Genomic DNA, 24159 nt, shown 5'->3' with positions numbered 1-24159 from the left:
TGGTCTGGTGGTCGGGCGGCTGCTGTCCGGCGCCAGGTCGCGCGTGGCGGGCGAGCTGTGGCGGCTGGTCACCGACCAGCCGCCCGGCGACCGGGACTGAATGAGCGCGGCGGTCCGGCCCCTGCCTCGGGGCCGGACCGCCGGTCCGCTCTGGTCAGCGGGCGTCGTGGGCGTCGATGAAGGCCTCGATGTCGGCCAGGAGGGTCTCAGCCTGCGTCTTGAGCGCGGCGGTCGGGGCTCCGTGGCCGCGGCCCGGAAAGTCGTCCAGGGCGTGGCGGGTGGTGGCGACGACGGCGCGCAGGAGCCGGGCGGCGTCCTTGCCGTCCTTCTCGGCGATCGCCTCGCGGACCTCCTCGAGCGTCGGGGCGATCCCCTTCGCGTACTGCGGCTTGGCGTAGGGGGCGGACCTCGGCCCACAGCGTGGTGGCGCGGTCGGCGAGCGGGATGAGGGCCGCGGCGGCGCGCTGGGCGCCGAGGGTGCTGCGGACCACGATCAGCCCCGCGGCGTTCGAGGGCTGCGCCGCCGTCCGCGCGGTCTTCGCCACCGTCACCGCCCACGTCACCGCACCCGCACCCGCCACCGTCTGGGAACTCGCCACCCCCGACGGCGACTTCGAGGCCGACCCGGAGACCCTCCCCGTCGCGCTCGCCGCCGCCCTCCGCGCCGCCCCGCCCGGCCGCCGGGTCACCGCCGCCGGCTGGACGGCGGCGCTCGTGTCGACCCGCACCCGTGCCGTCCCCGGCCCGGACGCAGCACTCGACCTGCTCGGCCCGGCCTGCCGCCTCGCCTTCGTCCGCTGGCTCGACCACGCCCGCGCCCACCGCCTCACCATCGTCCCCGGTCTCGAACACCCCGGCGGCCCGTCACAGCCCGACAACCACCACCGCCACTGACCCCACCGGGAGCCGAGTCCTGCCGTTCCGGGAAGGCGCAAACCTGCCAGCCGGTGTGCTTTCGGGCGGCCCCGCTGCTTCCCTCTCAGCAGCCGCGGCCTCGGTCCGTGCACCACCCGAAGGCTGCACCACTCGAAGGCCGTACAGCGTCGGCGCTGCTGGTCACCGCAGAACGTGAACCGGGACGACCGGCCACCAACTCCATGACGCCGAAGACCGCGCCGTCGGAATCGGTGCCGTAGTCGTGGACAGCGACGACATGCCGGTCGCAGATGCGGCCCAACGCCCGGGCCTCGGCGGCGAGACGCCGCTGAGCACGCAGGTCGCCATAGGCGGAGGGCAAGGTCCTGACTACCACCGCAGGGCCGATCCGCTCCTGGACGGCCCGCCAGACAACCCCCATTCCGCCCCGACCGAGAACCTCCTCCAACCGGCACCGCCAAGCCGACGGAGCACCGAAGGCGTTGTGCTCGCCGAGTGCCGGGTGCTCGCCAAGCGGCCTGCCGGGGAGGCCGAGCCGGTCCAGTTCTGGCTCTCCGACCCCCCGCCAACACCCCGCTGCCTACCAGGACCGAACTGTTCTGGCGGTCCGCCGGCGAGGTCGGCGAGGTCTTCACCATGCCCCCGCAGCCGCCCGCGATCCCGTTCGAGGGCTACCTGCCCGAGCCGTGCCTGCTCTCCCCGGAGCAGGTCACCGAGTACTCCTGGCCGCGGATCTGGACCCGGACCTCCGCACGCAGGTCCGGGCCTGGAGCGCCCGCCAGAAGACCGGCTTGGAGCCGCGGCACTGCCCGGAGCGGAGGACGCCTCCTACGACCGCGAGTTGTCCGTCGCGCCCGGTTGGAAGACCGGTGGCTGGGCACCCCGGAGCTTCACCGATCCCGCTCCCCGGTACTGCCGCGTCCGCGACAGCCGGATGGAGCCGCTGCTGACCCTCGCCACGGCGCAGCGGCACGCGGACCTCCACAGCTGGAGCCCGTACGAGGACCGGGCCACCGATTCCGGGCACACCAACTGCCCCGACCCGGCGAGACCGACCATGATCACCGTCGGCGACGCTACAACCAGCAGCTCTACGCCTGCCCGGCATCGCCGGAACACCCGCACACCGCACTGCCCCAGTAGCCGGTCGGGGTGCCGGCAGATCCGCACGCCGTTCACCCGATCGGCACAGGCGCGCAGCCGTGCACGGCCGAACCCGTACGTCCACAACCCGCTGCCCGCCGTGCGCGATCGAGCCGAGACTGATGTGTTGGGCGCGGGAATGCCTTCTGCGGGGGCTGCCGTCGCAGTACCTGGTCGGCCAGTGCTTGGGAGAGATCCGGATTGAGTACCTATCGAGTCGCACAAGTCCCGGCCGCCGGCGGGCGCTTCGAGATCGTCGAGCGTTACGTGCCCCAGCCGGGCCCGGGCCACGTACGGGTGGTGGTGGAGGCGTGCGGGATCTGCCACAGCGACACCGCCTTCGTGGATGCCCTCCTGCCGGGCGTTCGGTTCCCGCTGGTGCCAGGCCACGAGATCGCGGGGCGCATCGACACCGTGGGCGAGAGCGTCCACTCCAGTTGGCAGGTGGGCGACCGGGTCGCGGTCGGCTGGTTCGGCGGCAGCTGCGGCCACTGCCGGCGCTGTCGACAGGGCGACTTCATCGTCTGCGAGAGCCTGAAGGTGCCCGGTTGGGCCTACGACGGGGGGTACGCCGACGCGATGATCGCACCGGTGGACGCCCTGGCCCGGATTCCCGACGGGCTGTCGGCGGCCGAGGCGGCCCCGCTGGGCTGCGCGGGCGTCACGACGTTCAACGGACTGCGGCGCAGCTCCGCCAAGCCGGGCGATCTGGTCGCGGTGCTGGGCATCGGCGGTCTCGGCCACCTGGCGGTGCAGTACGCGGTCGCCATGGGCTTCGAGACCGTGGCCATCGCCCGCGGGGCCGCCAAGGCGGACTTCGCCAAGGAGCTCGGCGCGCACCACTACGTCGACAGCACGGCGGGCGCCGGCGTCGGGGAGGCGCTGCAGTCGCTCGGCGGAGCACAGGTGGTCCTGGGAACGGCCGCGAATTCCGGGGCCATCACGGCGACGGTGGACGGTCTGGCCACCCGGGGCGAGCTGGTGGTGATCGGCGCGGACGCCGCACCGCTGGGCATCAGCCCGAACCAGCTACTCATGAGCGGCAAGATCATCCGCGGCCACCCCTCGGGCACCGCGCGGGACGTGCAGGACACCATGGAGTTCAGCCTGCTCCACGGCATCCGCCCGATGGTCGAGACGGTACCGCTCGAAGGGGTCACCGCGGCCTACGACCGGATGCTCGCCGGCGCCGCCAGCTTCCGGATGGTCGTCACCACCGGCTGACCGGCGCGCCCGCGTGCCACGGCCCCACCGGGCGAACCCGGTGGGGCCGTGGCACGCCGGTCAACGCTCCTCGGGACGGCTCGGCTCCTCCCAGCGGGTGTGGAAGACCCCGTCGCGGTCGACCCGCCGGTAGGTGTGCGCGCCGAAGAAGTCCCGCTGCCCCTGGATCAGGGCCGCCGGCAGCCGCTCCGCCCGCAGGCCGTCGTAGTACGCGAGCGCCGTCGCGAAGCCCGGTGCCGGCACGCCCAGCTGCGCCGCCGTCGAGACCACCCGCCGCCAGGCCGCCTGCGCGGACCCGAGCGCCTCCCTGAAGTGGACGTCGGTCAGCAGGGTGGGTAGCGCCCGGTCCTCGTCGTACGCGGCCTTGATCCGGTTGAGGAACCGGGCCCTGATGATGCACCCGCCGCGCCAGATGGCGGCCATCGCGCCGGGGTCGATCTGCCAGGAGTACTCGGCGCTGCCCGCCTGGATCTGGTTGAAGCCCTGGGCGTACGCGACCATCTTGGAGGCGTACAGGGCCTGCTCGACGTCCTCGGCGAAGCGGTCGAAGGCAGCGCTGTCGAGCCAGGTCTCGGTCGGTCCCGGCAGACCGCGGCCCGCCTCGCGCAGGGGCACGCTGCCGGACAGCGAGCGGGCAAAGACTGCCTCCGCGATGCCTCCGACGGGGACACCGAGCTCCAGCGCGGTCTGGACCGTCCAGCGTCCGGTGCCCTTCTGCTCGGCCCGGTCCAGCACGACGTCGACGAAGGGCCGCCCGGTCTCCGGGTCGGTGTGGGCGAGGATGTCCGCGGTGATCTCGATCAGGTAGGACTCCAGCCGCCCTCCGTTCCAGGTGCGGAACACCTCGGCGATCTGGGCCGGCTGCATACCCGCCGCGTGGCGCAGCAGGTCGTACGCCTCGGCGATCAGCTGCATGTCCGCGTACTCGATGCCGTTGTGGACCATCTTGACGAAGTGGCCGGCACCGTCCGGTCCGACGTGCGTGCAGCAGGGCCTGCCGTCGACCTGGGCCGCGATGTCCTCCAGCAGCGGCCCCAGCAACCGGTACGCCTCCTCCGTGCCGCCCGGCATGATGCTGGGCCCCTCCAGCGCACCCTGCTCACCGCCGGAGATGCCGCTGCCGACGAAGTGCAGCCCGCGCTCGCGAAGGGCGGACTCCCGACGTCGGGTGTCGAGGAAATGGGCGTTCCCGCCGTCCACCAGCACGTCGCCCTCGTCGAGGAGCGGGACGAGCTCGTCGATAACGGTGTCGGTCGGATCACCCGCCTTGACCATGATGACGATCATGCGTGGGCGTTCGATCGCCGCGACGAAAGCCTCCGGCGACTCGGCCGGGACGAACTCGCCTTCGTGGCCGAACTCCTCCAGCAAGGCGTTGGTCCTGGCCTGCGTGCGGTTGTGCACGGCGACCCGGTAGCCGTGGCGGGCGAAGTTCCTGGTCAGGTTGCGGCCCATCACGGCCAGTCCGGTGACGCCGATCCGGGCCTTCGGCTGCTCGGCCATGTGGCTCTCCTACTCGGCGGACAGCGAGAGGACCTCGTCCTCGGGGACCTCCAGGTACGTCTCCCCCTCAACCTCGATCGCCGTACCGGAGAACGTGGCGAAGACGATTCGGTCGCCGACCTTGACGTCCACCGGGTGCGGCTTGCCGCTCTCCAGGGGCCGGCCGGGTCCCACCGCCACCACCTCGCCCGTACGGGTGTCGGCGTCCGCGACGGGCTCCCCGATCGGCCTGACGACCAGGCGATCGTGCTCCGGGTGGAAGTCGGGCATGGGGTGCTCCTCTGAACTGGGCGGTACGGGTGCAAGCAGGGGGACCGGCGGAACCGGGCGACGGAGGCGCGGACGAAGCGGTCCATATTCGATTCTGCCGGGGTTCCCGGATCCTGCACTGTATGACCCCAAGCCTTCGGCCTCACGGAGTCGGGGCCACCCGGCTGCCCGACGCCTCGCCCGCCGAAGTGCGGCTCCGCAGGATCGCACGGTGGCGGACATACCCACACCCAGACGAACCTGACCAAGCCCTACTAGGGCGCGTATTTGGTTGTGATCAAGCGGCGGTCTTGGTGAGGTCTTTGATCCAGATCATTGCGCCGTGGAGGTGGAGGCCGGCGAGGTAGCTCGCAGGGGTCTTGTCGAAGCGGGTGGCGATGCCGCGCCAGGCCTTCAGCTTGTTGATCAGGCGTTCGACGGTGTTCCGCTCCTTGTAGAGCTCGGTGTCGTGGCCGACGGGCCGCCCGCCGTTGCGGCCCTTCTTCTTCCGGTTGGCGGCCTGGTCCTTCTTCTCCGGGATGACTGCCTTGATGCACCGTTCCCGCAGGTAGGCGCGGTTACCGCGGGACGAGTACGCCTTGTCGCCAGCGGCCGCGTCGGGCCGGGTGCGGGGACGACCGACCGGTCCACGAACCCGCGCTTTCTTCAGCACGGGGATGAACTGCGGGCTGTCGGCAGCCTGTCCCTCGGTCAGGACGAACGCCAGCGGGCGGCACTTCCGCTCGCCGGCGACGTGGATCTTGCTCGTCTGCCCTCCCCTGGAGCGTCCGAGCAGTGCGGCCTTCAGCCTCAGCTTGCGCCGACGCCGGACGCGTCGCCGCTCTTCCCGCTCCGCGGCGTCTGAGGTGTCATGCCCGTCTTGTTCTTCCGGGCCGCCCCCTTTTGCCGGGCCTTCTCCGCCTCGTCGGCGGCCTTCTCCAGGACGGTGAGTGTGTCGGGGCTGAGGTGCATCCCGGCAGCATCGTGGTGAGCCCGCACGGTCGTGGAATCCACGCTGACCAGCGACAGGTCCACCTCGCCGCGCTTCGCGGCTTCCGCGATCAGGCCCTCCAGCAGGGCTTCGAAGACACCGGCCTCCCTCCACTGCCGGAAGCGGTTGTGGACGGTCGACCAGGCACCGAACTCCTGCGGCATCTCCCGCCACTGCCCGCCCGTCCGAAAACGCCAGATCACGCCCTCGAACTGCTGCCGCAGCCGCTCGGGATACGGGCCGTACTCGCCGATCGGCAGGTACGGCTCGATGAACTCCCACTCCACGTCCGTCAGTTGCACTCGAGTCACGCAACATGATCTACCGGATCAGACCCAGCCGTGAAGGCGGATCCCGCAGATTGATCACGACCCGATACGTGCCCTAGCACACGGCCTCGCCAGCCCGACCGCATCACGTTCGACCCGCCGAACATCTCCCACACGTCCGGGGCGCTCGAGGCGCACGCACTCGCTCATCACGGGAGGACCGGAGACGAACTCCATCCGATACCGAGTTCCGACGCCGAACGGTCCATCCGTGACCTTCTCGACGCCCTTCATCCTGACATTCCACTGGGGCTCGTTCATCGGAACTCTCGGGGCGCATCGGACCCCACCCCGCCCCGTCCGGCGCAGCCCGGCCAGGCTCTGCCCACCCATAACTACCGAACGTGACCGATCAGACAGGAGACCGGCCATGACCCCGACCCGCACCACCCCCCGACGCACCCGACCCCCCGCCAACAAGACCCCCGCCAAGGCCCCGCCGAAGGCGCCCGAGACCCACCCGGACACCACCGATGAGACCCCCGATGAGACCCCCGCGAAGTCCTCCAAGACGGCCACGACGCAGTCGGACACCGACCCGGTCCTGGCAGATGCCGCCGCCCGCGCGGCCGACATCCTCGCCGAGGACCAGGCGCGCGCCGTCCTGGCGCACGCCGACGAGCAGTCCGGCCGTGAGCTGGCCACCGCCGAGCAGTGGGCGAGCGAGGCCGAGCAGCTGCGCGCGGACGCCGCGGCCGAGGCCGAAGCCATCACGCAGCGTGCCGAGCGGGCGGTCCGGCGGATCCTCGACCTGGCCCCCGACCAGGCCGACCTGCTTCGCCAGGCCGCCGCCGAGGACGCCCAGCGGCGGCGCAAGGAGGCCGACGCCGGCGCCCAAGCGGCGGCCGACCGGCTGCTGGAGGAGGCCACCGAACGGACCGCGGCGCTCCTGGCTGAGGCCGAGCGGCGCGCCGCCGCCGTCCGTGCCCAAGCCGGGCAGGAGGCGGCCCGGATCGTTGCCGACGCCGAACAGCAGGCCCAGGCCGTGGCGGCCGGCATCACCGCCACCGCCGAGGAGCAGGCCGCCAAGCTGCTCGCCGAGGCCGCGCGCGAGGCCGAGCGGACCCGCCGCCGGACTGCCGCCGACCTCGCCGACGTCCAGGACCAAATCGCCGACGCCCGCCAGGCGCTGGAGCACACCCGGACCCGGACCACCGAGGACCGCGCCCAGGCCGAGCACGAGCTGACCGGCGCACGGGAGCTCGCCGCGACCGTCCAGCGCGACGCCGCCGCGGCCGCCGGACGCACCCTCACCGAGGCCGCCGCCGAGGCCGAGGAGATCCGCGCCCGAGCCGCCGCCACCGCCCGCCAGATCGTCAAGGCTGCCGAGGAACTGGCCAAGGAGACGCGGCAGGAGGCTGAGGCAACGGCCGGCCGCATCACCGAGGCCGCCCGCGCCGAGGCCGACGCGATCCGCGAGAACGCCGACACCGAAGCCCGTCAGCTGCGGGAAGAGGCCGAAGCCGAAGCGCAGGAGCTCCGCGAGGAGGGCGCCCAGCAGGCCGCCGACCTGCGCGAGCGCGGCCAACAGGCCGTGCAGCGGCTACGCGAGGACGCCCAGGCCGCCATCGACGAGGCCAAGCACGCCACCAGCGAGCAGCTGCGCCAGGCCGCCTCCGCCCGGGGCAAGGCCGAGGCCGACGCACAGCGGCTCCTCAACACGGCACGCAAGGAGGCCGAGCAGGTCACCGCCGACGCCCTGGCCGAACTCGCCGAGATCGAGCAGCACGTCACCGAGCTGCGCGCCGAGCAGCGGCACCTGGAGCAGAAGCGGGCTGGCCGGAACAAGGGCCGTCTGCGCCGGGCCTGGCGCTGGTGGGAGACCAGCATCCCGAAGCTGCTGCCGAAGGTCGCGCTGTGGGCGGGGGTGGCCTACACCGCGGCGGGCGAGCACCACCTCGCGGTGATGGCGGGCATCGACACGTGGCTGGCCTGGCTGTTCCCGGTCGCGGTGGACGTGTGGGTGGTCGCCGCCACCCGCGCCCACGCCACGGCCGACGCCGAGGAGGAGCGCAAGCGGATCGCCTGGGAGGTGGTCATCGCCCTGGTGGTGATGATGGCCTGCCAGATCGCCGCGCTGCTCGCCGAACTCCACATCTTCGGCGTCGCGCCGCGTAACGGACAGTGGCGGGTGCAGTGGGGCCTCGCCGTCCCGCTCGCCATGGTGGTGCCGGTGGTCATCTGGCGCGTGCACGCGCTCATGGGCCACGGCCCTTCCGCTCACGACGAGCACTCGGCGCCCACGGCCGCCCCCGGCGCGCTCACCGATGCCCCGACCGGCGCTCACGAGGACACCGGGCCGTGCCCGCCGCACGGCGGCCAGCCGCTGCCCACCGTCCACGGCATCCTGCTCCCCGCGCAGGGCGTTCCCACCGAGCGCTCACATGAGCGCGAGATCACAGCAGGTCGCGGGACGAGTGACGCTCACCGCGCGCTGCCGAGCGCGCACCCGCAGGGCGCCGGCGCCCACCCGGCTCCGGCCCTGACCGGTCCTGCGCTCATGTACGCGCGCAAGGCGCTCGTCCGCCCGCTGTACGACGCTCTCGGCCGCCGCCCGCGCGTCACCGAGATCCACGCCGCGCTCACCGCCAAGGGACTGCTCACCGGCGACGAGAAGCAGACCCGCTCGACCTGCCAGCGCGTGCGCGACGCGGTCGAAGAGGCCGAGCCCACACTCCGGCCTGTCGTGCGCTCGGCGTAACCGAGCGCGCTCATACGCGAGTGGCCCCCGGGATGAAGAACGCACCCCGGAGGCCAGGCACCCGAGGGTGCCGGCGGGCCGGTCTCGTCCCCGGCCCGCCCACATCCTCCCGCACCACCCCGCCGCACCCGCACCCCCCTACCGGAAGGAAGCCGCACCCCTTGTTCGCCGTAGAGCGCGACACCCAGATCGCCGCCCACCGCGACGTCCTCCACGAGCGCAGTCAGCCCCTCGCCAACGTCCCCGTCGGCTCCCGCGCCCACGCCCGGCTGCTCGCCGAATGCGAAGACATCAGCGACGAGATCGAGCGCCTCAAGCGCTGCATCAGCATCCCCCGCGCGGCCCTCGCCGCCCTGCTCGTCGCCCTGCTCCTGCTGGCCCTCCTGCTCCTCGGCTGACCGCACCACCTACCTGCTGGACCCGGGCTGGCCCCTGCGCACCTGCACAGGGGCACCCGCGCCCGCCGATCCATTGCGCGGCAGCGGCGCGCACCCCGAACCGCCGGCCTGCGCAGTTGCGCAGCACCGGTGCGCACCCACTCGCACCGGCTGCGCAGCACCCTGCACACCTCGCCTGGCACAGCTGGCCGGCCGTGTACTGGGGCATCAGCGCCGGAATGCTCCTCGGCGCCGCACACGCCGCCCTACTGATCGTCAGCAGGAACGCCGACCGCAAGACAGAGATCGCCTTCGGACCCGCGCTGCTGGTCGGCACGGTCGCTACCTTGATCCTTCCGAGCTGGCGACACTGTCCCAACTGCCACGACTGCAGCACCAACAGCAGGTGGCGGAGGGAGTATCTCCGCGGGTAACACGCCTTCCAGCAGCCATTAGAAATTCACGTCGGCGAGATCCTGCGAACGCGAGGCAGACAAGCCCACCATGGGCACTGCCAACGCACAGCGGAGAGATCCCCGCACGTGCGGGGCCGACCGGTCCTGTCAGGCGCGCAAGACCTCGCAAAGGTTTGTTACGGCACGCTCGCCGGAATCACGCACAGCAAGTCCGCCGTTGACACGCCCGCGAGCGCACGAGTCTGATCCGCTGGTCGGCGGGGAGCTCGGCCAGGATGTTCACTGCCCGCCCGGCAATTGTCGATGGTGTCACCGGCGTGGTGGTCGCAGAGCGCCGCATCGATCGGATCACCAGAGGCCACCCGGAACTTCGCGTTGCGCCGTAGGCTTTTGGGATGGTGAAAGCTGGAGCGTCCGCCTACCGCGGTTTGATCCTCGACTTCTTCGGTGTCTTGACCTTCAACATGGTCGAAGTGATCTCCGCGTTCGAGGGCCGGGAAGGGATTGCCCACGGGACCTTCCTTCGTGCCTGGGCCGACCCTCGGGGGCAGGAGCTTTTCCGTCAGCTTGAACTGGCCCGCATCTCCCAGACCGACTGGAACACCGGGTTCGCTGCCTTGATGGGTGTAGCGCCGGACAACCTGATGGCCCGGTACCTGCACGATGCCTTCCCGGCTTACCCGGTCATCGAGGTCGCACGGCAGGCCCGGGCCGCCGGGGTCAAGACCGCGGTGCTGTCGAACAGCCTCGGGCGAGAGCCCTACGACCCCTACGCCGGGTTCGACCTCGCCGGCTTGTTCGACGAGGTGGTGCTGTCGGCCGAGGTCGGTCTACGCAAGCCGGCCCCGGCGATCTTCCGCCTCGTGCTGGACAGGCTCGGTGTGTCGGCCGAGGAGTGCCTGCTCGTCGACGACAGCGAGCAGAACCTGGCCACCGCGGCGGAGCTTGGAATCACCCCGCTGCTTGGGCTGGACGAGAAGGTGGTGGCCGGCCGGCTGCGCGAGTTGCTGCGCCTACCAGGCTTCTTCTAGGAAGTCTCGGACGGGGCGGTAGGCGGCGTGCGGGGCGAGTTTCTCGCACAGGCTCTTGAGCTGGGAGGTCGACCGAACGGAGTCGACGGAACCGAGGCAGGAGGCCGCACGGCGGGCGGTGGCGACGGCCGCGTCAAGGTCGTCCAGCGCGAGATGGGCCTCCGCAGCACGGGCCAGGTAGATGGCATGGCTGCGGGGGAACTCCTCGTCTCCGGGGTATGCCCGCATGCTGGCCTCGAAGCGGCGCAGTGCTTCGGCCGGGTCGTCGAGATCGAGCGCTGAGGACCCGGCGATCATCTCGATCTCGCCATAGGTCACCCAGTACAGGAAGTCGGGGTCGTGGTCTCTGAGCCCCTTGTCCAGGGCGGCGTGGGCCAGGTGGAGCTGGTGCCCGGCGGCCCTCTTTGCCCCGGTCTTCGACAGCGCGCGGGCGGTGCGGGCGGCGAGCATGGCCTCCATCCGCGGGGTGCCCTGTCCCCTTATCGCCGTCCGGGCTGCGTCGAGGAGCGCCACCGCGCGGTCGGCCTGGCCTGGGGTGGAGTAGCACTGCACGGCCGAGAAAGAGAGCGTGTAGGCGCCGCCGATGACGTCACCGGCTTCGGCGGAGGCCCGCAGGGAGGCGTCGAAGTAGCGCTGGGCGGTGCCGTGGCGTCCCTGGTCGAAGCTGCACCACGCGACCTGCCGGGCGGCTTCTGAGGCGATCCGGTACAGGCGGGTGGAGGAGGCTCCGGTGTAGCGCCCCGTCTTGAGCAGGGTCACTGCGAAGGACAGTTCGCCGGCTGCTTGCTTGCGGACCTCGCCGCTTCCGAGTTCGTCGTCGACCCGTCGCAGGTGGTCCAGGCGGTGCTCGATGTTCGCGAGCAGTTCCGGGCCGCCGCCGGCCACGGCGGGATGGTCGGCGCGGGTTCGACCGAGGGCCTTCTCCCAGTGCCCGGCCGAGGCCGACAGAGCGACACCCGCGCTGATGAAGCTCCTGCGATCCACTCTTCTCCCATCCACCAGTTCGGCAAGGACAGTCAAGGCCGCTCCGTCCTCGTCCCAGCCTGCGGTCGACGGCCCATCAGCCGCCAGTGCTCGGGCGAATCTCCCACCCGACCGCAGAACCCGGTCATAGGCGGCGGCCACGTCGGCGGTCACGCCTCGGTTCCCGTTCTCCACGTTGCGCAGATACGCCGGGCTGAAGCCCACATCCCGGGCGAAGCGCTCCCAGGACAGTCCGGACTCCCGGCGCGCCTCTCTCATACCGTTCCGCAGTCGCTCGGACATCGCGACGCTCCTCGGATTTGGGATCGCTGTTGGATCGCCCGGCTCCATTGTCCCTGCCTCGCTGGCGGTGTGTGCTCGTTTCAGCACAGAACGCAACGACCGTAGGCCAGTTGGCCAGTCCAGAAGGGGGCACGATGCCGAACCCCGAACCACTGCTCCGGCCCTCGCCCCGGGCGGGCGCGCCCTCCCGGGAGCCGAGCCTGGCCGGCACCTACACCATCGGCAAACTCGTCGGATTCGACGCCGCCCGCACGGTGCGCGGAGTCGACAAGAGCGACCTGATCACCGCGGAGATGACGCTGACGGCGCGTGAGCTGACCGCGCCCGGGTTCGTCACCGACTTCGGCGACCTCGCCGCGTTCCGCACCCACATCGACACGGTCCTCGACCACCGCGACCTGGACCAGGTCGTCGTCGACACCAGCGACCAGGGCATCGCCGAGCACCTGCACGCCTGGGCCGCGGGGAACCTGCCCGACGACGCCCGCGACCGCCTGCACACGATCCGCGTGCTGACCGGCCGGCTCCCGCGTGCCGACCAGGCGCACAGCGTCCAGTTCAGCGCCCGGCACTGGCTCGAAGGCCTGCCCGACGGGCACAAGTGCGGCCGGCAACACGGCCACGCCTACCTGGTCACCCTGCCGTCCGGGCCGGACGGCGACCGGCTGCTGCCCGTGCCTGGCGAGCTGCGCGCCCTGCTGGCATCCGGGTTCGAAGGGACGATCCTCAACCGGGTCGTCGACGTCACCCCGACGTCGGAGCACATCGCCGCGCACCTCGCCGGGTGGCTGGCCGTCCGAGGCCTGGCGGACGCGCAGGGCCGGCCGTTCGCCGTCCGGGTGTCGGAGACCGAGAGCACCTGGGCGCAGTTCACCCCGGACGCGCGGGTGCCCGCATGACGACCACAGACGTGATCCTCAGCCCGACCCGGCCGCAGAACGTGCTGGTGTGCGAGGTGTTCGGCCCCACGATCCAGGGCGAGGGCCCGTCGGCCGGACAGCTCGCGTCGTTCCTGCGCCTCGGCGACTGCAACCTCGCCTGCGACTCCTGCGACACCCCGTACTCGTGGAACTGGAAGCGCTACTCCCGTGCCGAGCAGACCAACCGGATGCCGGCCGAGACCCTCGCCGCCGAGCTCCTCCGGCACCCGACGAAGCTGGTGATTATCACCGGCGGCGAGCCAATGATGCAGCAGACCCAGCTTATCCCCGTCGCCGGCCGCCTCACCGGCGCCGGGCGCCGCATCGAGATCGAGACCAACGGCACGATCGCGCCCGATCCCGCATTCGACCGGCACGTCTCGCTCTACGTCGTCTCGCCGAAGCTCGCGCACATGGGCATGCCGGCCTCACGCCGGATCAAGCCCGCCGTGCTCAAGGCGTTCCAGGAGAGTGGCCGGGCAGTGTTCAAGTTCGTCCTCGATACCCCGGCCGACGTCGAGGAAGTCGCCGCCCTCCAGGACGAGCACGGTTTGGAGCGGGTGTGGGTCATGCCGCAGGCCACCACGGCCGCGGCCGTCATCGCCGGCCTGCGGGCCATCGCCGGCCCCGCGATCGACCGCGGCTGGAACGTCTCCGGGCGCCTGCACACCCTGATCTGGGAGGACGAACGTGGCCGCTGACGTCACCACCAAGCATTTGACCTGGGACGACATCGCCGAGCAGACCGAACGGATCACCCGCGGCCTGCTGCCGGACCCTCTGCCGCAGACCGTTGTCGGCGTGGTGCGCGGCGGCCTGGTCCCCGCCGTGATCCTCGCGCACCGGCTCGGCGTCCGCGACGTGCGCGCGCTGGAGATCACCCACACCGTTGACGACGCCACCAACGCCGCGAAGACCGCCCAGCCGGTGACCCGCAACAGCGCCTCGCTGGGAGATGTCGCCGGACGCGACGTCCTGGTGGTCGACGACGTGGCCGGCACCGGCGAGACCCTCGCCGCCGCCGCACACCTGATCGGCCAGGCCGGCGCGGCCCGGGTGCGCACCGCGGTGCTGGTGGTCAACACGTCGAACTGGAGCGGCGACCGGCCGCCGGCCCAGGCGATGACCGCAATCGGGAAGACGGCGCGCGGCTGGGTCGTCTTCCCGTGGGAGAGGGCCGCGGCCCGGACGGGGGAGAGCTCGTGAGCACGGTCGCGTTGTGCCTGCTGTCCTACCGGCTCGACCAGCCCTCGGGGATCGACCGGTCCATCGGCGCCCTGGTCGAGGGCGTGCGCAGGCTGGGACACACGCCGCTGGTCTTGGCGGCCGGACCCGCCCCGAACCGGCCCGAGCCGGGTGTGATCCGGCTGAAGAGCATCAGCCTGCCGCAGCCGGCGACCAACGCCGACGTGCTCGCCGCGCTGACCGACCCCCGCCCGGTGGTCGAAGAAGTCCGCGGCATCCTCACCGACTACCGGGTGGACGCCGCCTGCTGGGGCGACACCCTGTGGGGCCTGGGCTACCTCGACCCGGCACCGGACGGTGTCACCACGGCGCTGATGGTCCACAAGATCCGCCCCAGCGGTGAGGACCGGTGGCGGCGCGCGCTGACCGCGGCCGACGTCATCTGCCCCGCCAGCGACTACCTCGCCGACGGCGGCGCCGCGGCTTGCCTGGACACCAGCCCCTGGGTCACCGTTCCCAACGCCCTGCACACCGTCTTGCCGCCCACGCCGGCCGGAGAACGGGAGAGGCTGCGGGAGGCGGGTCCGGTGCGCATCGTCTCGCGTGCCGACCCGGCCAAGGGACTCGCCGAACTCCTTCACGCCCTGCCCGACGACTGGGACCGGCCCGTCGAACTGGTCCTCGCCGAGGCCGGCTTCGAGCTCCAGCCCGGCGGACAGGCCCAGACCCTCGCTGCCTGCCGGGCGGTCGCGGCCCGGCGCCCGGACATCGTGTCGGTCCTGCCGGCGCTCGGCTGGTCCGAGGTGCCCGGCTTCTTCGCCGGCGCCGCGGCCACCGTCATCGCCACCCGCGTACCCGAGACGTTCTGCTTCACCGCGGCCGAGGCCCTGTCCGTCGGCACCCCGGTGGTTGGCTTCGATCTCGGCAACGTGCCGCTGCTGGCCGGAGCGGCCGGACGCACCGTCCCGCTGGACGCCGGCCCGCAGGCACTGTGGCCGGCACTCGGCGCCCTGCTGGCCGACCCGGACGGCTACCGGCAGGCGAGCACCGCAGCTCCCCAGCAGGTCGCCCGGTTCACCCCCGAGAAGTCCGCCCGCGCGCTGCTGAACGCCCTGGGCCTGTAGCGCCACGTACCTGAGCAACACCGCCGCGCCGCGCGGGCGCACCGCGCGGCCCCGTCGCTCCTTCCCACGGACAAGAGGAGGACCCCCGTGTCCCACACCCTGACCATTCCCGCCCCGCCGGCCCCCTCCTGGGCTGCCGCCGGACCGGTGGACACCGCGGCCGTCGAGGACTGCGTGCGCCAGCTGCTGCGCGCACTCGGCCAGGACGTCGACCGACCCGGCCTGCTGGAGACACCCGCCCGCGTCGCCCGCTTCTGGGCCGAGTTCCTCGGCCACGAGCCCGGCTCCACCGGCACCCTTTTCGAGCACACCGTGCAGGGCGAGGACTGCGTCGCCGTCGGCGGCATCCGCACCGCCAGCATGTGCGAGCACCACCTGCTGCCCTTCACGGTCGAGGTGTCCGTCGCCTACCGCCCCGACGGGCAGGTGCTGGGCCTGTCGAAGATCGTGCGGATCGTCGAGCAGCACGCCCACACCTTGCAGCTGCAGGAGCGCCTCACCGCCCAGATCGCCGAGGACGTCGCCCGACTGACGGGCAGCCAGGCGGTCGCCGTGTGGGCGGTGGGCGAGCACCAGTGCATGACGGTGCGCGGGGTCCGCGCCCACGGCGCGCGCACCGCCACCCAGTACCTGCTTCCCGCCCTCGCCGGCGACTCGCTCCTCACCGAGCGGCTGCGCCGTGCGGCGGCGATGACGGGAGCCAGCCGGTGACCGCCTGGGTCGCGCTGGAAGGGGTGAACGGGGTCGGCAAGAGCCACCTCGGCCGCCGGGCCGCCGCCGCACTGGGACAGCGGTGCGAGGCGCTGGTCGAGCTGCCCGACTCCCCGCCTGCAGGCCTGCCCGGCCAGGTGATCGCCGCGCTGCACGGCGCCGGCGACCGGTTCCTGCGCACCGGGCACCCGCACACCGAGACGCTGCTGCTGGCCGCGCTCCAGGTCCACCGCTGGGAAGCGCTCGCGCCGGTGGCCGCCGGCCGGGTGGTGCTGGAAGACCGCGGCCCCGCCTCGGTCGCCGTCTACCAGGCCGCCGTGCTTGCCGAGGCGGCCGGCACCACCGACACCCGGGCGCTGCAGCAGGCCCTCGCCATCCAACGGACCATCACCGCCTGGCGGCCCGCGCCCACCACCACCGTGCTGCTCACCGACGACCCCGCGGTGTGCCTGGCCCGGTTCGAGGAGCGCACCGGCCGCCAGGCCTGCGCCGACGAGCGGGCGCTGATGGCCCGCGCCCACCGCCTGTACCACCTGCTCGCCGCCGACCGGCCCGAGCAGTACCTCGTGCTCGACCGGCGCGTCCTCGGCGAGGACCAGGCCGTCGAGTCCATCACCGAGGCGTGCCGCACCGCGGCCGCCACAACCCCGGAAGGGGTGACGTCGTGAAGCCCGTCAAGCCGATCAGCCTGCTGTGGGGGCTGCGTTCGTACTGCGCCTCCCACGGCTGCCTGTACTGCTACTTCGGGACGATCAGCGAGCACCGCGAGCAGATGCCCACCGCCCCCGGGGTGCTCTCCCACCTGTCGCCGAACGACCTGACCGCTGCCGACGTCCTGGCCTTCGCCGAGACGCTGCACGACTCGCCGGTCGGCAGGGTGTTCCTCGCCGGCGGCGAGCCGTTGCTGTGGAAGCCGATCATCAAGCTGATCGAAGTCCTCAAGGCGGGCGGCCTGGAGGTGGTGGTGTGCACCAGCGGCGTCGCCCTCAACCGCCCGGACCTGCGCGAGCCGCTCATCGAGCTCGGTATCGACGCCGTGTCGGTGTCGCTGGACAGCGCGGACCCTGTTCACAACGACCGGTGGCGGCCCCCGCGCCGGGACGGCGACGGCTGGGAGGCCGTCGTGTCGGGCATCAGCGCGCTGATCGCCGCCCGCGGCCCCGGGCCCCGGCCGAAGGTCGGCATCTACAGCGTCATCACCCGCCGTAACCTCGCCGACATCGTCGCCGTGCCCGAGCTCGCCGCGAGCCTGGGCTGCGACTACGCCGTCCCGCAGCCGATCGCCCTCGACTCCGACCACCGCCTGGCCGCCAAGCTGTCGCTCACTGCCGAGCACCTGCCCGAGCTGCGGCAGCGGTTCGACGACCTGTACGCCGCCGAGATGCCGTTGGTCCTGCCCGAGCGCAGCTATGCGGGCCAGGTCGCCTCCGCCGTCGCCCGGCCGACCGACCTCGTACCGGGCTGCTTTGGCGGCGACACGCTCTTCTTCGTCCAGCCGGACGGCACGGTGTGGGACTGCCCGTCGTCCCTGAAGATCGCCGCCACCCCGCCCGGCCGCCACCGCAGCATCAAGGGCGCCCGTGCGCGGGAGCTGTTCCCCGCCCCGACCGGCTGCGGCAGCGACTGCGCGCTGTTCTCCGTGGACTGCGTCAACATGTGGCCGCTCACCGGCTTCCCCGTCCTCGCGCCGACCGGACCGGAGGTCCCCCGTGCCTGAGAACCCTGCTCACCGGGCGATGGCCGCGGCCGTCGCCCGCATGCCCGACCCGACGAGCTACCGGGAGGCCACTCTCCTGGAGGCCGAGCTCGCCCACGTCTTCGGTGCCCGCCGGGCCGTCGCCGTCTCCTCCGGCACCGCGGCGATCACCACCGCGCTGGCCGCCTGCGGCATCAAAGCGGGCGATGAGGTCCTGCTGCCCGCCGTCACCGTCGTCATGACCGTCGCCGCCGTCGCGGCCTCCGGCGCCCGCCCCGTGTTCGTCGACGCCGCCGCCGACGGGCTGGGCATGAACCTCAAGGACGTCGCGGCGAAGACCGGACCGGACACCAAGGCCGTGGTGGCCGTGCACCTGGCCGGCCGCACCGACGGCATCCACGAACTCGCCGCCTACACCCGCACCGCAGGGCTGCGCCTGGTCGAGGACACCTGCCAGGCCCAGGGCACCACCACCCGCGGCCGCCACGCCGGCACCATCGGCGACATCGGCTGCTTCTCCCTCAAGGACGGCAAGATCATCTCCTGCGGCGAGGGCGGCTACCTCCTCACCGACGACGACGCCCTCGCCGACCGGGCGGCCGCGCACCGCACCCACTGGCAGACCCCCGCCCCCGGCGCCCCGGCCGGAAGCCGGCTCGGCTTCAACCACCGCCTGGCCGAGCCGCTCGCCGCTCTCGCCCGCCACCAGCTCGCCCGCTTCCCCGAAGCCCTGGCCCTGCGCCGCGGGCAGGCCGCCGCCCTACACCGGGCGGTCGACGGCACCCCGGGCCTTGAGCCGATCCCACCGGCCGCGGGAGAGGAACCCAACGGCTACAGCGCCCTGTGGCGGCTGACCCTGCCCCGGCCGCGCGGCTTCAGCATCCGCCTGGCCGAGGCGGGTGTGCCCAACAGCGTCGGCACCCACCGCCTCACCGCGGCCCACCGCCACCCGGCCTGCGCCCGTTTCGCGACCTGCGATCTTGACCGCGCCCAGGCTACTGTGGATGCCCTGCTGGCCGTCCCATTCACCGCGCACGACAGCGAACAGGCAATCCAGCAGCTGGCGTTGACGATCCAACAGGAGGCCGCAGCGTGGACCGGTTGATGCAGGACCCGCGCTTCACCGGCACGACCTTCGTCGTGATCGACTTCGAGAGCCTCACCCCGGCCGGCCGCCCAGCCGAACCGATCGAGGTCGCAGCCCTGGCCCTGCGCGCCGACGGCGGCCGCCTGGTCGAGGTCGGACGGTTCGAGTCCCTGATCCGCCCGCCCGCCGACGTCCCCGTCACCGCGTTCGACACCGCGCAGACCGGCATCACCGCGCAGAACCTCGCCGCCGCCCCTGCGGCCCCCGAGGTGATGGCCCGCCTGGACGCGCGCCTGAGCGTGCCTGCGTACCGGCTGGTCGCCCACCACGCCTCCACCGAGGCCGGACTGATCGCCCACCAGGCCGAGCACTGCCCGACCCTCGCCTCCACACCGCTGCTGGACACGGTGCGCCTCGCGAAGGCCGTACTGCCCGGACTCGGCACCTACCGGCTGGACAACCTGCTCGGCTACTACGGCATCCCGCGGCCCGCCGACCGGCACCGGGCGATGCCGGACGTCGAAGTTACCGCCCAGCTCCTGGCCCGGTTGCTGGCCGAGGGGTGCGCCGCCGGCCGGTGGCGCACCCTCCTCGACCTCGACGCGGCCGCCGGGCTGCAGCCCAAGCGCCTCAGCGCCGAGCCGGTGCTGGAGCAGAGCGCCCTGTTCTGACCCAGGGGCTCACGCCGACAGGCGCAGCGAGCCGTCCGCGATCATCGCGAAGAGCTGCTTCACCTGAAGACGCGAGTCCTCCGACAGGCCCTCGACCTCGGCGATCTCCTGCTCTGTGAACCACCGCACCTCGTGCACCGCGCCCTGGTCCACCGGGCCGTCGTGGACCTGGGCGACGAAGACGTGGTCGATGTGGACGTGCGCCTCGCGGGTGTGGTTGTCGGCGCAGGCGTCCATCTCGACCACCCACCACGGAGCGGGAACCGCGCTGTGCGGGAATCCGGCCGGAAGGGGCAGCGACGGGCCGGGCAGCAGTTCGGCCCGCAGCCCGGTCTCCTCCCCGACTTCGCGCAACGCGGCCTCGGCCGCACTCTCGTCCGCCTCCACGTGCCCGCCGGCCGGCAGCCACAGCTCCAGCCGCGGATGCCACACCAGAGCCGCCCTCGGGACGCCGTCCCCGCGGGTGCGGAAGACGAACGCGCTGGCCGTCGGTTCCTTGATCACTTCTACTCCTCGGCATTCGGCCCACGGCGCCGCCCGGGCCCACCCCCGGGTGGCAGGGGCCGAGCCTTTCACACCCCGCACCGCCCACATGACCAAAACGTCACCGATCCGGCCACCGCGCCGCCCGGCCCCGGCAAAGGAGAACCCCGTGGACGAAGTCTGGAAGGGCCTGCTCACCTGCGACTACGAGCACACCAGGCCCGGCAGCACCGCGCTGGAGCTCGACCTGTACACCACCTCGCTCACCCGCTGGCCGCTGGTCTTCATGGACGACCCCCGCCCGTACGGGCGACTGCGGCGCGCGGGCATCGTCGACATCCCCGAGCCGGATCACCTCGCCCTCACCGGCCGCTGGCACCACCTGCTCGCCGACCCCGCCTACGCCACCGCGATGGTCACCGCAGCCGAGCAGCGCCACCGGCGCACCGACGCCGCACTCCTCGCCCTGGAACACCAGCTGGACAACGGCGAGGCGCCCGAGCGGCACCTGGCCGGCGCGACCGAGGCGTTCCTCGGCGTGATGAGCGCCCACATCGTCAACTGGCTCTTGCCCGACGACCAGTGGCAGAAGCTGCTCGCCGGCCTGCTCGGCAGTGACGCCGACGGGCGGTCCTGCCGCCTCGCGTTGAACACCCCCGACGCCACCGGCCACCTCCTGGACGCCCACCTGGTGCTGCTGGACGGCGCCGCCGCCCTCGCCGAAGGCACCGACCTCGCCACCGCCGCCGGCACCCTTGCCGCCCGTGCCGGAACCCTGTACGGCGACGGCTCCCCGGCCGCCGCCGCGATGCCGCTCGAAGACCGCACCCGCGCCGATGGGCTGCTCACCGCCGCCGCCACCGACACCGATGGCCAGCGAGACCGCATCGACGCGTCACGCCGCCGAGCGGTCCAGCTGCGCGACGCGTGGGCGCTGGCTTCCCAGCTTGCTGCCGCCGGCAACCCCACCGCCACCGCGCGGGTAGAGGCGCTGACCTGCGTGTGCCGGTGGGCGGCCGGCAGCGAGGAGAGCCGCAAGGTCCATCGGCACCGCTTCCTCGCCGCCGCCCGCCGCTGGTGCCAGCTGGCCGCCGCCGACCCTGTCACCATCACCACCGCCGACCTGCTGAACTCGGGGAGCGTCCGATGACCGCCACCGACCTGCCCTCGCTCGACCAGGATTTGCACGCCGAGATGGCCGGAGCGAAGGCCGCCACCCTGGCCCGCCTGGCCGCCGCTGGCCTGCCCGTCCCCGCCGGGATCGTCATCCCCGTCGACCACCCCGACGAGTGTCTGCCGGCCGCCGTCGCCGAGATCCTCGCCCGCTGCCCCGCCCCCCGCGGGCTGATCGCCCGCTCCTCCGCCGTCTCCGAGGACGGCACCACCGCGTCCTTCGCCGGCCTCTACACCTCCCGCATCAGCCCCGCCCGCCCCGAGGCGCTGCTCGACGCCATCCGCGCCGTCCGCGCCTCCGTCCACCACTCGACCGTCACCGCCTACAGCCAGGCCCGGGGCGTCATCGCCCTGCCGCGCATGGCCGTTCTCGTGCAGCCCGCCCTGCGCCCGGCCTGCTCGGGTGTCCTGGCCGCCGCCGTCACCGACGGCCTGTGCACCCGCTGGCGGATCGAGGCTCTCCGCGGTCTGGCCGAGCCGCTCGTCAGCGGCACCCAGACCGGCGAGATCCACACCACCGGCCAGGGCCACCGCGCCACCGTCCGTTTCACCGTCCAGGACACTATCCAGCTGCCCGGAACACCGGAGGAGTTGGAGATGCCCCCGGGCGAGTGGGTGCGCCTCGACCCGGCCGGCTCCGTCCGGGCGAAGATCCAGACGTCCGACGCGGGCGTGCTCCACCTCTACACACCAGCCCAGCTGGCCGAACGCCCCGTGCTCACCCCAGATGCGCGCGAGCGGCTGCTCGCCGCCGCCACCACGGCCGCCACCGCCCTCGGCCTGCAGCACATCGACGTCGAGTGGGCGATCGATCCCCACGGCAGGCTCCACCTCGTCCAGGCCCGGCCGCTCACCGTGCCCCTCACCGACCACGCCACCGCCGGCCAGGCAGCCGCCGACGACGACCAGGTGCTTCACGGGATCGCGGCCGCTCCCGGCCGCGGCACCGGCCCCACCCTCCACACCGGCGACGACATCACCGGTCAAGTCCTGATCTGCCGGGCACTCGGCCCCGAAGCGGTCCCGGCACTGCTCACCGGTCCGGCCGCCGTCGTGGCCACGACCGGCGGTGAGCTCTCCCACACCGCGATCATCACCCGCGAACTCGGCATTCCCTGCGTCACCAATGTCACCACCGCGCTGACCGCCCTCCTCCCCGGCGCCGTCGTCGAAGTCGACGGAGGTGCCGGCACTGTCCGCCCCGCCCCGACCGTCCCCGCCCAGCGCAATACTCAGGACACCGGCACGCTCTGCGCCACCGCGGTCCTCACCCGCGCCCTGGAGCAGCCCGTGCCCGACGACGGCCGCGCCGCGACCCTGCTCTGGCACGACACAGGCGGCCCCGCCCCCGACCTGCCTACCTTCGGCACCGGCGCCTCGCACCCCGTCGGCGTGCTGCTTTCCGGCGACGCCCCGGTCCCGGTCACCGTCCCGGCCGGATACTGCCCGATCCGGCTGCCCGGGTTCGGCATGATGCTGTGGCCGCAGGACGCCCCGCCCCCGCCCTCCGAGATCGCCGTCCTCGGTCCCGACCGGCGGATCCTCTACCGCAGGACGGTGTACCGGTGACCGCTCCTGCCGCCCTTCTCCGCCATGCGCAGGCGCTGATCGTGGACTGGGACGGCACCGTGGTGGACAACACTGGCATCCGCCGCGCCGCCGCGCTCGCCCCGTACGGCATCCCGGTCCCCGCCGAGCGCTACCGGGCTCTGGCCGGCCTGCCCGTGCGCGAGGTGATCGCCCGGCTCGCCGCCAACTCCGCCCTCTCGCAGCCCCCGGCCCAGGACGTGGTGGTGCGTAGCCGGGCCGCGCTGCTCGCCAGCCCGGCGCCGCCGTCCCCTGCACCCTCAAGCTGCTGCACATCACCCGCAACCTCGGCATTCCGCTGGCCGTCGCCTCCAGCGCCGCCGCGGTCCCCGTCCACGACGGCATCCAGCGACTCGAGCTGCGAGCGCTGCTGCCGGTGGTCGTGACCCTCGAGAACGTGCCCCGGGGCAAGCCCGCCCCGGCCGCCTACCTGGAAGCAGCGCGCCGCCTCGGCGCCGCTCCGGCGCGGTGCCTGGCCGTCGACGACGCCGACGACGGCAATGCCGCCGCCCTCGCGCTGGCATGCAAGCCCTCACCATCCGCCACGGCCGCCTCGTCCCGGCCTCCACCGCCAACACCTCGGGAGCTGTCCGTGCCGCGCAACCCTGACGACCAGCTGGCAAGACCGCAGTCCGTGCTCGCCGTGTTCGCCCACCCCGACGACGCCGAGCTATGGGCCGGCGGCACGCTCGCCCTCCACGCCCAGCACGCGCCGGTCCACATCGCCGTCCCCCTCCATGACCCGGTCCGCGACGCCGAAGCCCAAGCCGGAGCCGCCGTCCTCGGCGCCGCCCTCCACCAGCTCCCCGAACTCACCCCAACCGCAATCCGGGCCCTGCTCATCGAGCTGACGCCCCACGTGGTCATCACCCACCCCGTCCACGACACCCACACCGCCCACCGGCGCACCGCCGAAGCCGTCCTCGAAGCCCTACCCGAGGCAAAGATCGAAACCGGCCGACCACGCCGCCTCTACACCTGCGACACCTACAACTCCCTCACCCTCATCGGGCAGGTCACCCCCACGGTGATGGTCGACGTCACCGCCACCTTCGCCACCAAAATGCAGGCCCTGCACTGCCACAAGTCCCAACCCATCGACCAGCACTTCGGCCCCATGGCCGAAGACCTCGCACGCCTGTGGGGACGGCGCAGCGGCGCCGACTTCGCCGAGGCGTTCACCGCCCTGCCCGTCCTCGGCCGCGTGCCCGGAGCCGCCCACCTGTGACACCGACGGCAGAAGGCCGCGATCAGGCGTGACTACTGTCGAAGCAGGCGCCGGGTCCTCCAGCTGACCGCCGTCCGGCGGCTTGTGCGTGCCGCCCACCGTGGCACGCACAGGCCCCGGCCCCGCACCCACCGGCAGGCCGGTGCAGCCGCCCCGCCGGGCTACTGGACGGGCTTGTTCTGGGCCAG

General features: G+C 72.8%; 22 protein-coding genes and 1 pseudogene. 18 read left to right on the top strand and 5 right to left on the bottom strand.

The window, feature by feature from the left end; genetic code table 11:
* Positions 1-477: 477 nt before the first annotated feature.
* Both KSNIM_RS38265 and KSNIM_RS38260 read left to right on the top strand, forming a co-directional pair.
* Positions 478-894 carry a hypothetical protein gene (locus tag KSNIM_RS38265; protein WP_263107777.1) on the top strand — a complete coding sequence of 139 codons (417 nt, stop codon included), beginning with the start codon at positions 478-480 and terminating at the stop codon, positions 892-894.
* Positions 895-2220: 1326 nt separating this feature from the next.
* Positions 2221-3243, top strand: coding sequence for an alcohol dehydrogenase (locus KSNIM_RS38260; protein ID WP_263107776.1), 1023 nt, complete (start codon positions 2221-2223; stop codon positions 3241-3243).
* 60 nt (positions 3244-3303) lie between these two features.
* Here the strand turns inward: KSNIM_RS38260 and gndA are convergent, their stop codons facing one another.
* From gndA to KSNIM_RS38245, 3 genes and pseudogenes are all read right to left on the bottom strand, one after another.
* Positions 3304-4746 (bottom strand): NADP-dependent phosphogluconate dehydrogenase, encoded by a 1443-nt coding sequence (gene gndA, locus KSNIM_RS38255; RefSeq protein ID WP_263107775.1) that lies wholly within the window; start codon positions 4744-4746, stop codon positions 3304-3306.
* A 9-nt stretch (positions 4747-4755) separates the two neighbouring features.
* Entirely contained in the window at positions 4756-5016 is a 261-nt protein-coding gene (locus KSNIM_RS38250) for a co-chaperone GroES (protein ID WP_263107774.1), read from the bottom strand.
* A gap of 277 nt (positions 5017-5293) precedes the next feature.
* A pseudogene (locus KSNIM_RS38245) lies at positions 5294-6297 on the bottom strand (IS5 family transposase).
* Between the two features lie 388 nt (positions 6298-6685).
* Here KSNIM_RS38245 and KSNIM_RS38240 point away from each other — a divergent pair.
* From KSNIM_RS38240 to KSNIM_RS38230, 3 genes are all read left to right on the top strand, one after another.
* Complete coding sequence (locus KSNIM_RS38240) at positions 6686-9016, top strand: hypothetical protein (protein WP_263107773.1); 2331 nt, start codon at positions 6686-6688, stop codon at positions 9014-9016.
* A 161-nt stretch (positions 9017-9177) separates the two neighbouring features.
* Entirely contained in the window at positions 9178-9414 is a 237-nt protein-coding gene (locus KSNIM_RS38235; protein ID WP_263107772.1) for a hypothetical protein, read from the top strand.
* Between the two features lie 790 nt (positions 9415-10204).
* Positions 10205-10840, top strand: a complete 636-nt coding sequence (locus tag KSNIM_RS38230) for an HAD-IA family hydrolase (protein ID WP_263107771.1) — start codon at positions 10205-10207, stop codon at positions 10838-10840.
* On the opposite strand, the gene KSNIM_RS38225 is transcribed toward KSNIM_RS38230, so the two are convergent.
* Positions 10823-12106, bottom strand: coding sequence for a helix-turn-helix domain-containing protein (locus tag KSNIM_RS38225; protein WP_263107770.1), 1284 nt, complete (start codon positions 12104-12106; stop codon positions 10823-10825). The genes KSNIM_RS38230 and KSNIM_RS38225 overlap by 18 nt on opposite strands.
* Positions 12107-12240: 134 nt before the next feature.
* Between KSNIM_RS38225 and KSNIM_RS38220 the strand changes: the two genes are divergently transcribed.
* The 9 genes from KSNIM_RS38220 (at position 12241) to KSNIM_RS38180 (ending at position 19500) form a co-directional block, all read left to right on the top strand.
* Entirely contained in the window at positions 12241-13005 is a 765-nt protein-coding gene (locus KSNIM_RS38220; protein WP_263107769.1) for a 6-carboxytetrahydropterin synthase, read from the top strand.
* Positions 13002-13727 carry a 7-carboxy-7-deazaguanine synthase QueE gene (locus KSNIM_RS38215; RefSeq protein WP_263107768.1) on the top strand — a complete coding sequence of 242 codons (726 nt, stop codon included), beginning with the start codon at positions 13002-13004 and terminating at the stop codon, positions 13725-13727. Before KSNIM_RS38220 ends, KSNIM_RS38215 begins: the two co-directional genes overlap by 4 nt.
* The gene (locus KSNIM_RS38210; RefSeq protein WP_263107767.1) at positions 13717-14232 is read left to right on the top strand and encodes a phosphoribosyltransferase; all 516 of its coding nucleotides are present in this window, start codon (positions 13717-13719) and stop codon (positions 14230-14232) included. Before KSNIM_RS38215 ends, KSNIM_RS38210 begins: the two co-directional genes overlap by 11 nt.
* On the top strand, positions 14229-15335 hold the full coding sequence (locus KSNIM_RS38205) for a glycosyltransferase family 4 protein (RefSeq protein ID WP_263107766.1): 1107 nt from the start codon (positions 14229-14231) through the stop codon (positions 15333-15335). The genes KSNIM_RS38210 and KSNIM_RS38205 overlap by 4 nt, the downstream gene beginning before the upstream one ends.
* 87 nt (positions 15336-15422) lie before the next feature.
* Positions 15423-16046, top strand: coding sequence for a GTP cyclohydrolase I (gene folE / locus KSNIM_RS38200; protein ID WP_263107765.1), 624 nt, complete (start codon positions 15423-15425; stop codon positions 16044-16046).
* A complete protein-coding gene (locus KSNIM_RS38195) occupies positions 16043-16714 on the top strand; it encodes a thymidylate kinase (RefSeq protein ID WP_263107764.1) in 672 nt (223 codons plus the stop codon). The genes folE and KSNIM_RS38195 overlap by 4 nt, the downstream gene beginning before the upstream one ends.
* A complete protein-coding gene (locus KSNIM_RS38190) occupies positions 16711-17763 on the top strand; it encodes a radical SAM protein (RefSeq protein WP_263107763.1) in 1053 nt (350 codons plus the stop codon). The genes KSNIM_RS38195 and KSNIM_RS38190 overlap by 4 nt, the downstream gene beginning before the upstream one ends.
* On the top strand, positions 17756-18847 hold the full coding sequence (locus KSNIM_RS38185) for a DegT/DnrJ/EryC1/StrS family aminotransferase (protein WP_263107762.1): 1092 nt from the start codon (positions 17756-17758) through the stop codon (positions 18845-18847). The genes KSNIM_RS38190 and KSNIM_RS38185 overlap by 8 nt, the downstream gene beginning before the upstream one ends.
* Entirely contained in the window at positions 18835-19500 is a 666-nt protein-coding gene (locus KSNIM_RS38180) for a PolC-type DNA polymerase III (protein WP_263107761.1), read from the top strand. Before KSNIM_RS38185 ends, KSNIM_RS38180 begins: the two co-directional genes overlap by 13 nt.
* 9 nt (positions 19501-19509) lie before the next feature.
* On the opposite strand, the gene KSNIM_RS38175 is transcribed toward KSNIM_RS38180, so the two are convergent.
* The gene (locus tag KSNIM_RS38175; protein WP_263107760.1) at positions 19510-20004 is read right to left on the bottom strand and encodes an NUDIX domain-containing protein; all 495 of its coding nucleotides are present in this window, start codon (positions 20002-20004) and stop codon (positions 19510-19512) included.
* Between the two features lie 148 nt (positions 20005-20152).
* On the opposite strand from KSNIM_RS38175, the gene KSNIM_RS38170 reads away from it, so the two are divergent.
* Genes KSNIM_RS38170 through KSNIM_RS38155 form a run of 4 tightly spaced genes read left to right on the top strand, consistent with a single transcriptional unit; the run spans position 20153 to position 23971 of the window.
* Positions 20153-21133, top strand: coding sequence for a hypothetical protein (locus KSNIM_RS38170; protein ID WP_263107759.1), 981 nt, complete (start codon positions 20153-20155; stop codon positions 21131-21133).
* Positions 21130-22725 (top strand): PEP/pyruvate-binding domain-containing protein, encoded by a 1596-nt coding sequence (locus KSNIM_RS38165; RefSeq protein WP_263107758.1) that lies wholly within the window; start codon positions 21130-21132, stop codon positions 22723-22725. Before KSNIM_RS38170 ends, KSNIM_RS38165 begins: the two co-directional genes overlap by 4 nt.
* The gene (locus KSNIM_RS38160) at positions 22722-23129 is read left to right on the top strand and encodes a hypothetical protein (protein ID WP_263107757.1); all 408 of its coding nucleotides are present in this window, start codon (positions 22722-22724) and stop codon (positions 23127-23129) included. Before KSNIM_RS38165 ends, KSNIM_RS38160 begins: the two co-directional genes overlap by 4 nt.
* Positions 23012-23971 (top strand): HAD-IA family hydrolase, encoded by a 960-nt coding sequence (locus KSNIM_RS38155; protein WP_317634121.1) that lies wholly within the window; start codon positions 23012-23014, stop codon positions 23969-23971. The genes KSNIM_RS38160 and KSNIM_RS38155 overlap by 118 nt, the downstream gene beginning before the upstream one ends.
* The last annotated feature ends 188 nt before the right edge of the window (positions 23972-24159 follow it).

Origin of the sequence: Kitasatospora sp. DSM 101779 (genome assembly GCF_025655475.1) — a bacterium.
Taxonomy (GTDB): domain Bacteria; phylum Actinomycetota; class Actinomycetes; order Streptomycetales; family Streptomycetaceae; genus Kitasatospora.
This window is presented reverse-complemented; position numbering and strand designations above follow the sequence as displayed.

What these genes read in the sequence shown, in the direction of transcription:
- gndA (WP_263107775.1), bottom strand. Translation starts at nt 4,746, where the DNA reads ATGGCCGAGCAGCCGAAGGCCCGGATCGGCGTCACCGGACTGGCCGTG.
- KSNIM_RS38250 (WP_263107774.1), bottom strand. Translation starts at nt 5,016, where the DNA reads ATGCCCGACTTCCACCCGGAGCACGATCGCCTGGTCGTCAGGCCGATC.
- KSNIM_RS38240 (WP_263107773.1), top strand. Translation starts at nt 6,686, where the DNA reads ATGACCCCGACCCGCACCACCCCCCGACGCACCCGACCCCCCGCCAAC.
- KSNIM_RS38230 (WP_263107771.1), top strand. Translation starts at nt 10,205, where the DNA reads ATGGTGAAAGCTGGAGCGTCCGCCTACCGCGGTTTGATCCTCGACTTC.
- KSNIM_RS38225 (WP_263107770.1), bottom strand. Translation starts at nt 12,106, where the DNA reads ATGTCCGAGCGACTGCGGAACGGTATGAGAGAGGCGCGCCGGGAGTCC.
- KSNIM_RS38220 (WP_263107769.1), top strand. Translation starts at nt 12,241, where the DNA reads ATGCCGAACCCCGAACCACTGCTCCGGCCCTCGCCCCGGGCGGGCGCG.
- KSNIM_RS38215 (WP_263107768.1), top strand. Translation starts at nt 13,002, where the DNA reads ATGACGACCACAGACGTGATCCTCAGCCCGACCCGGCCGCAGAACGTG.
- KSNIM_RS38165 (WP_263107758.1), top strand. Translation starts at nt 21,130, where the DNA reads ATGACCGCCACCGACCTGCCCTCGCTCGACCAGGATTTGCACGCCGAG.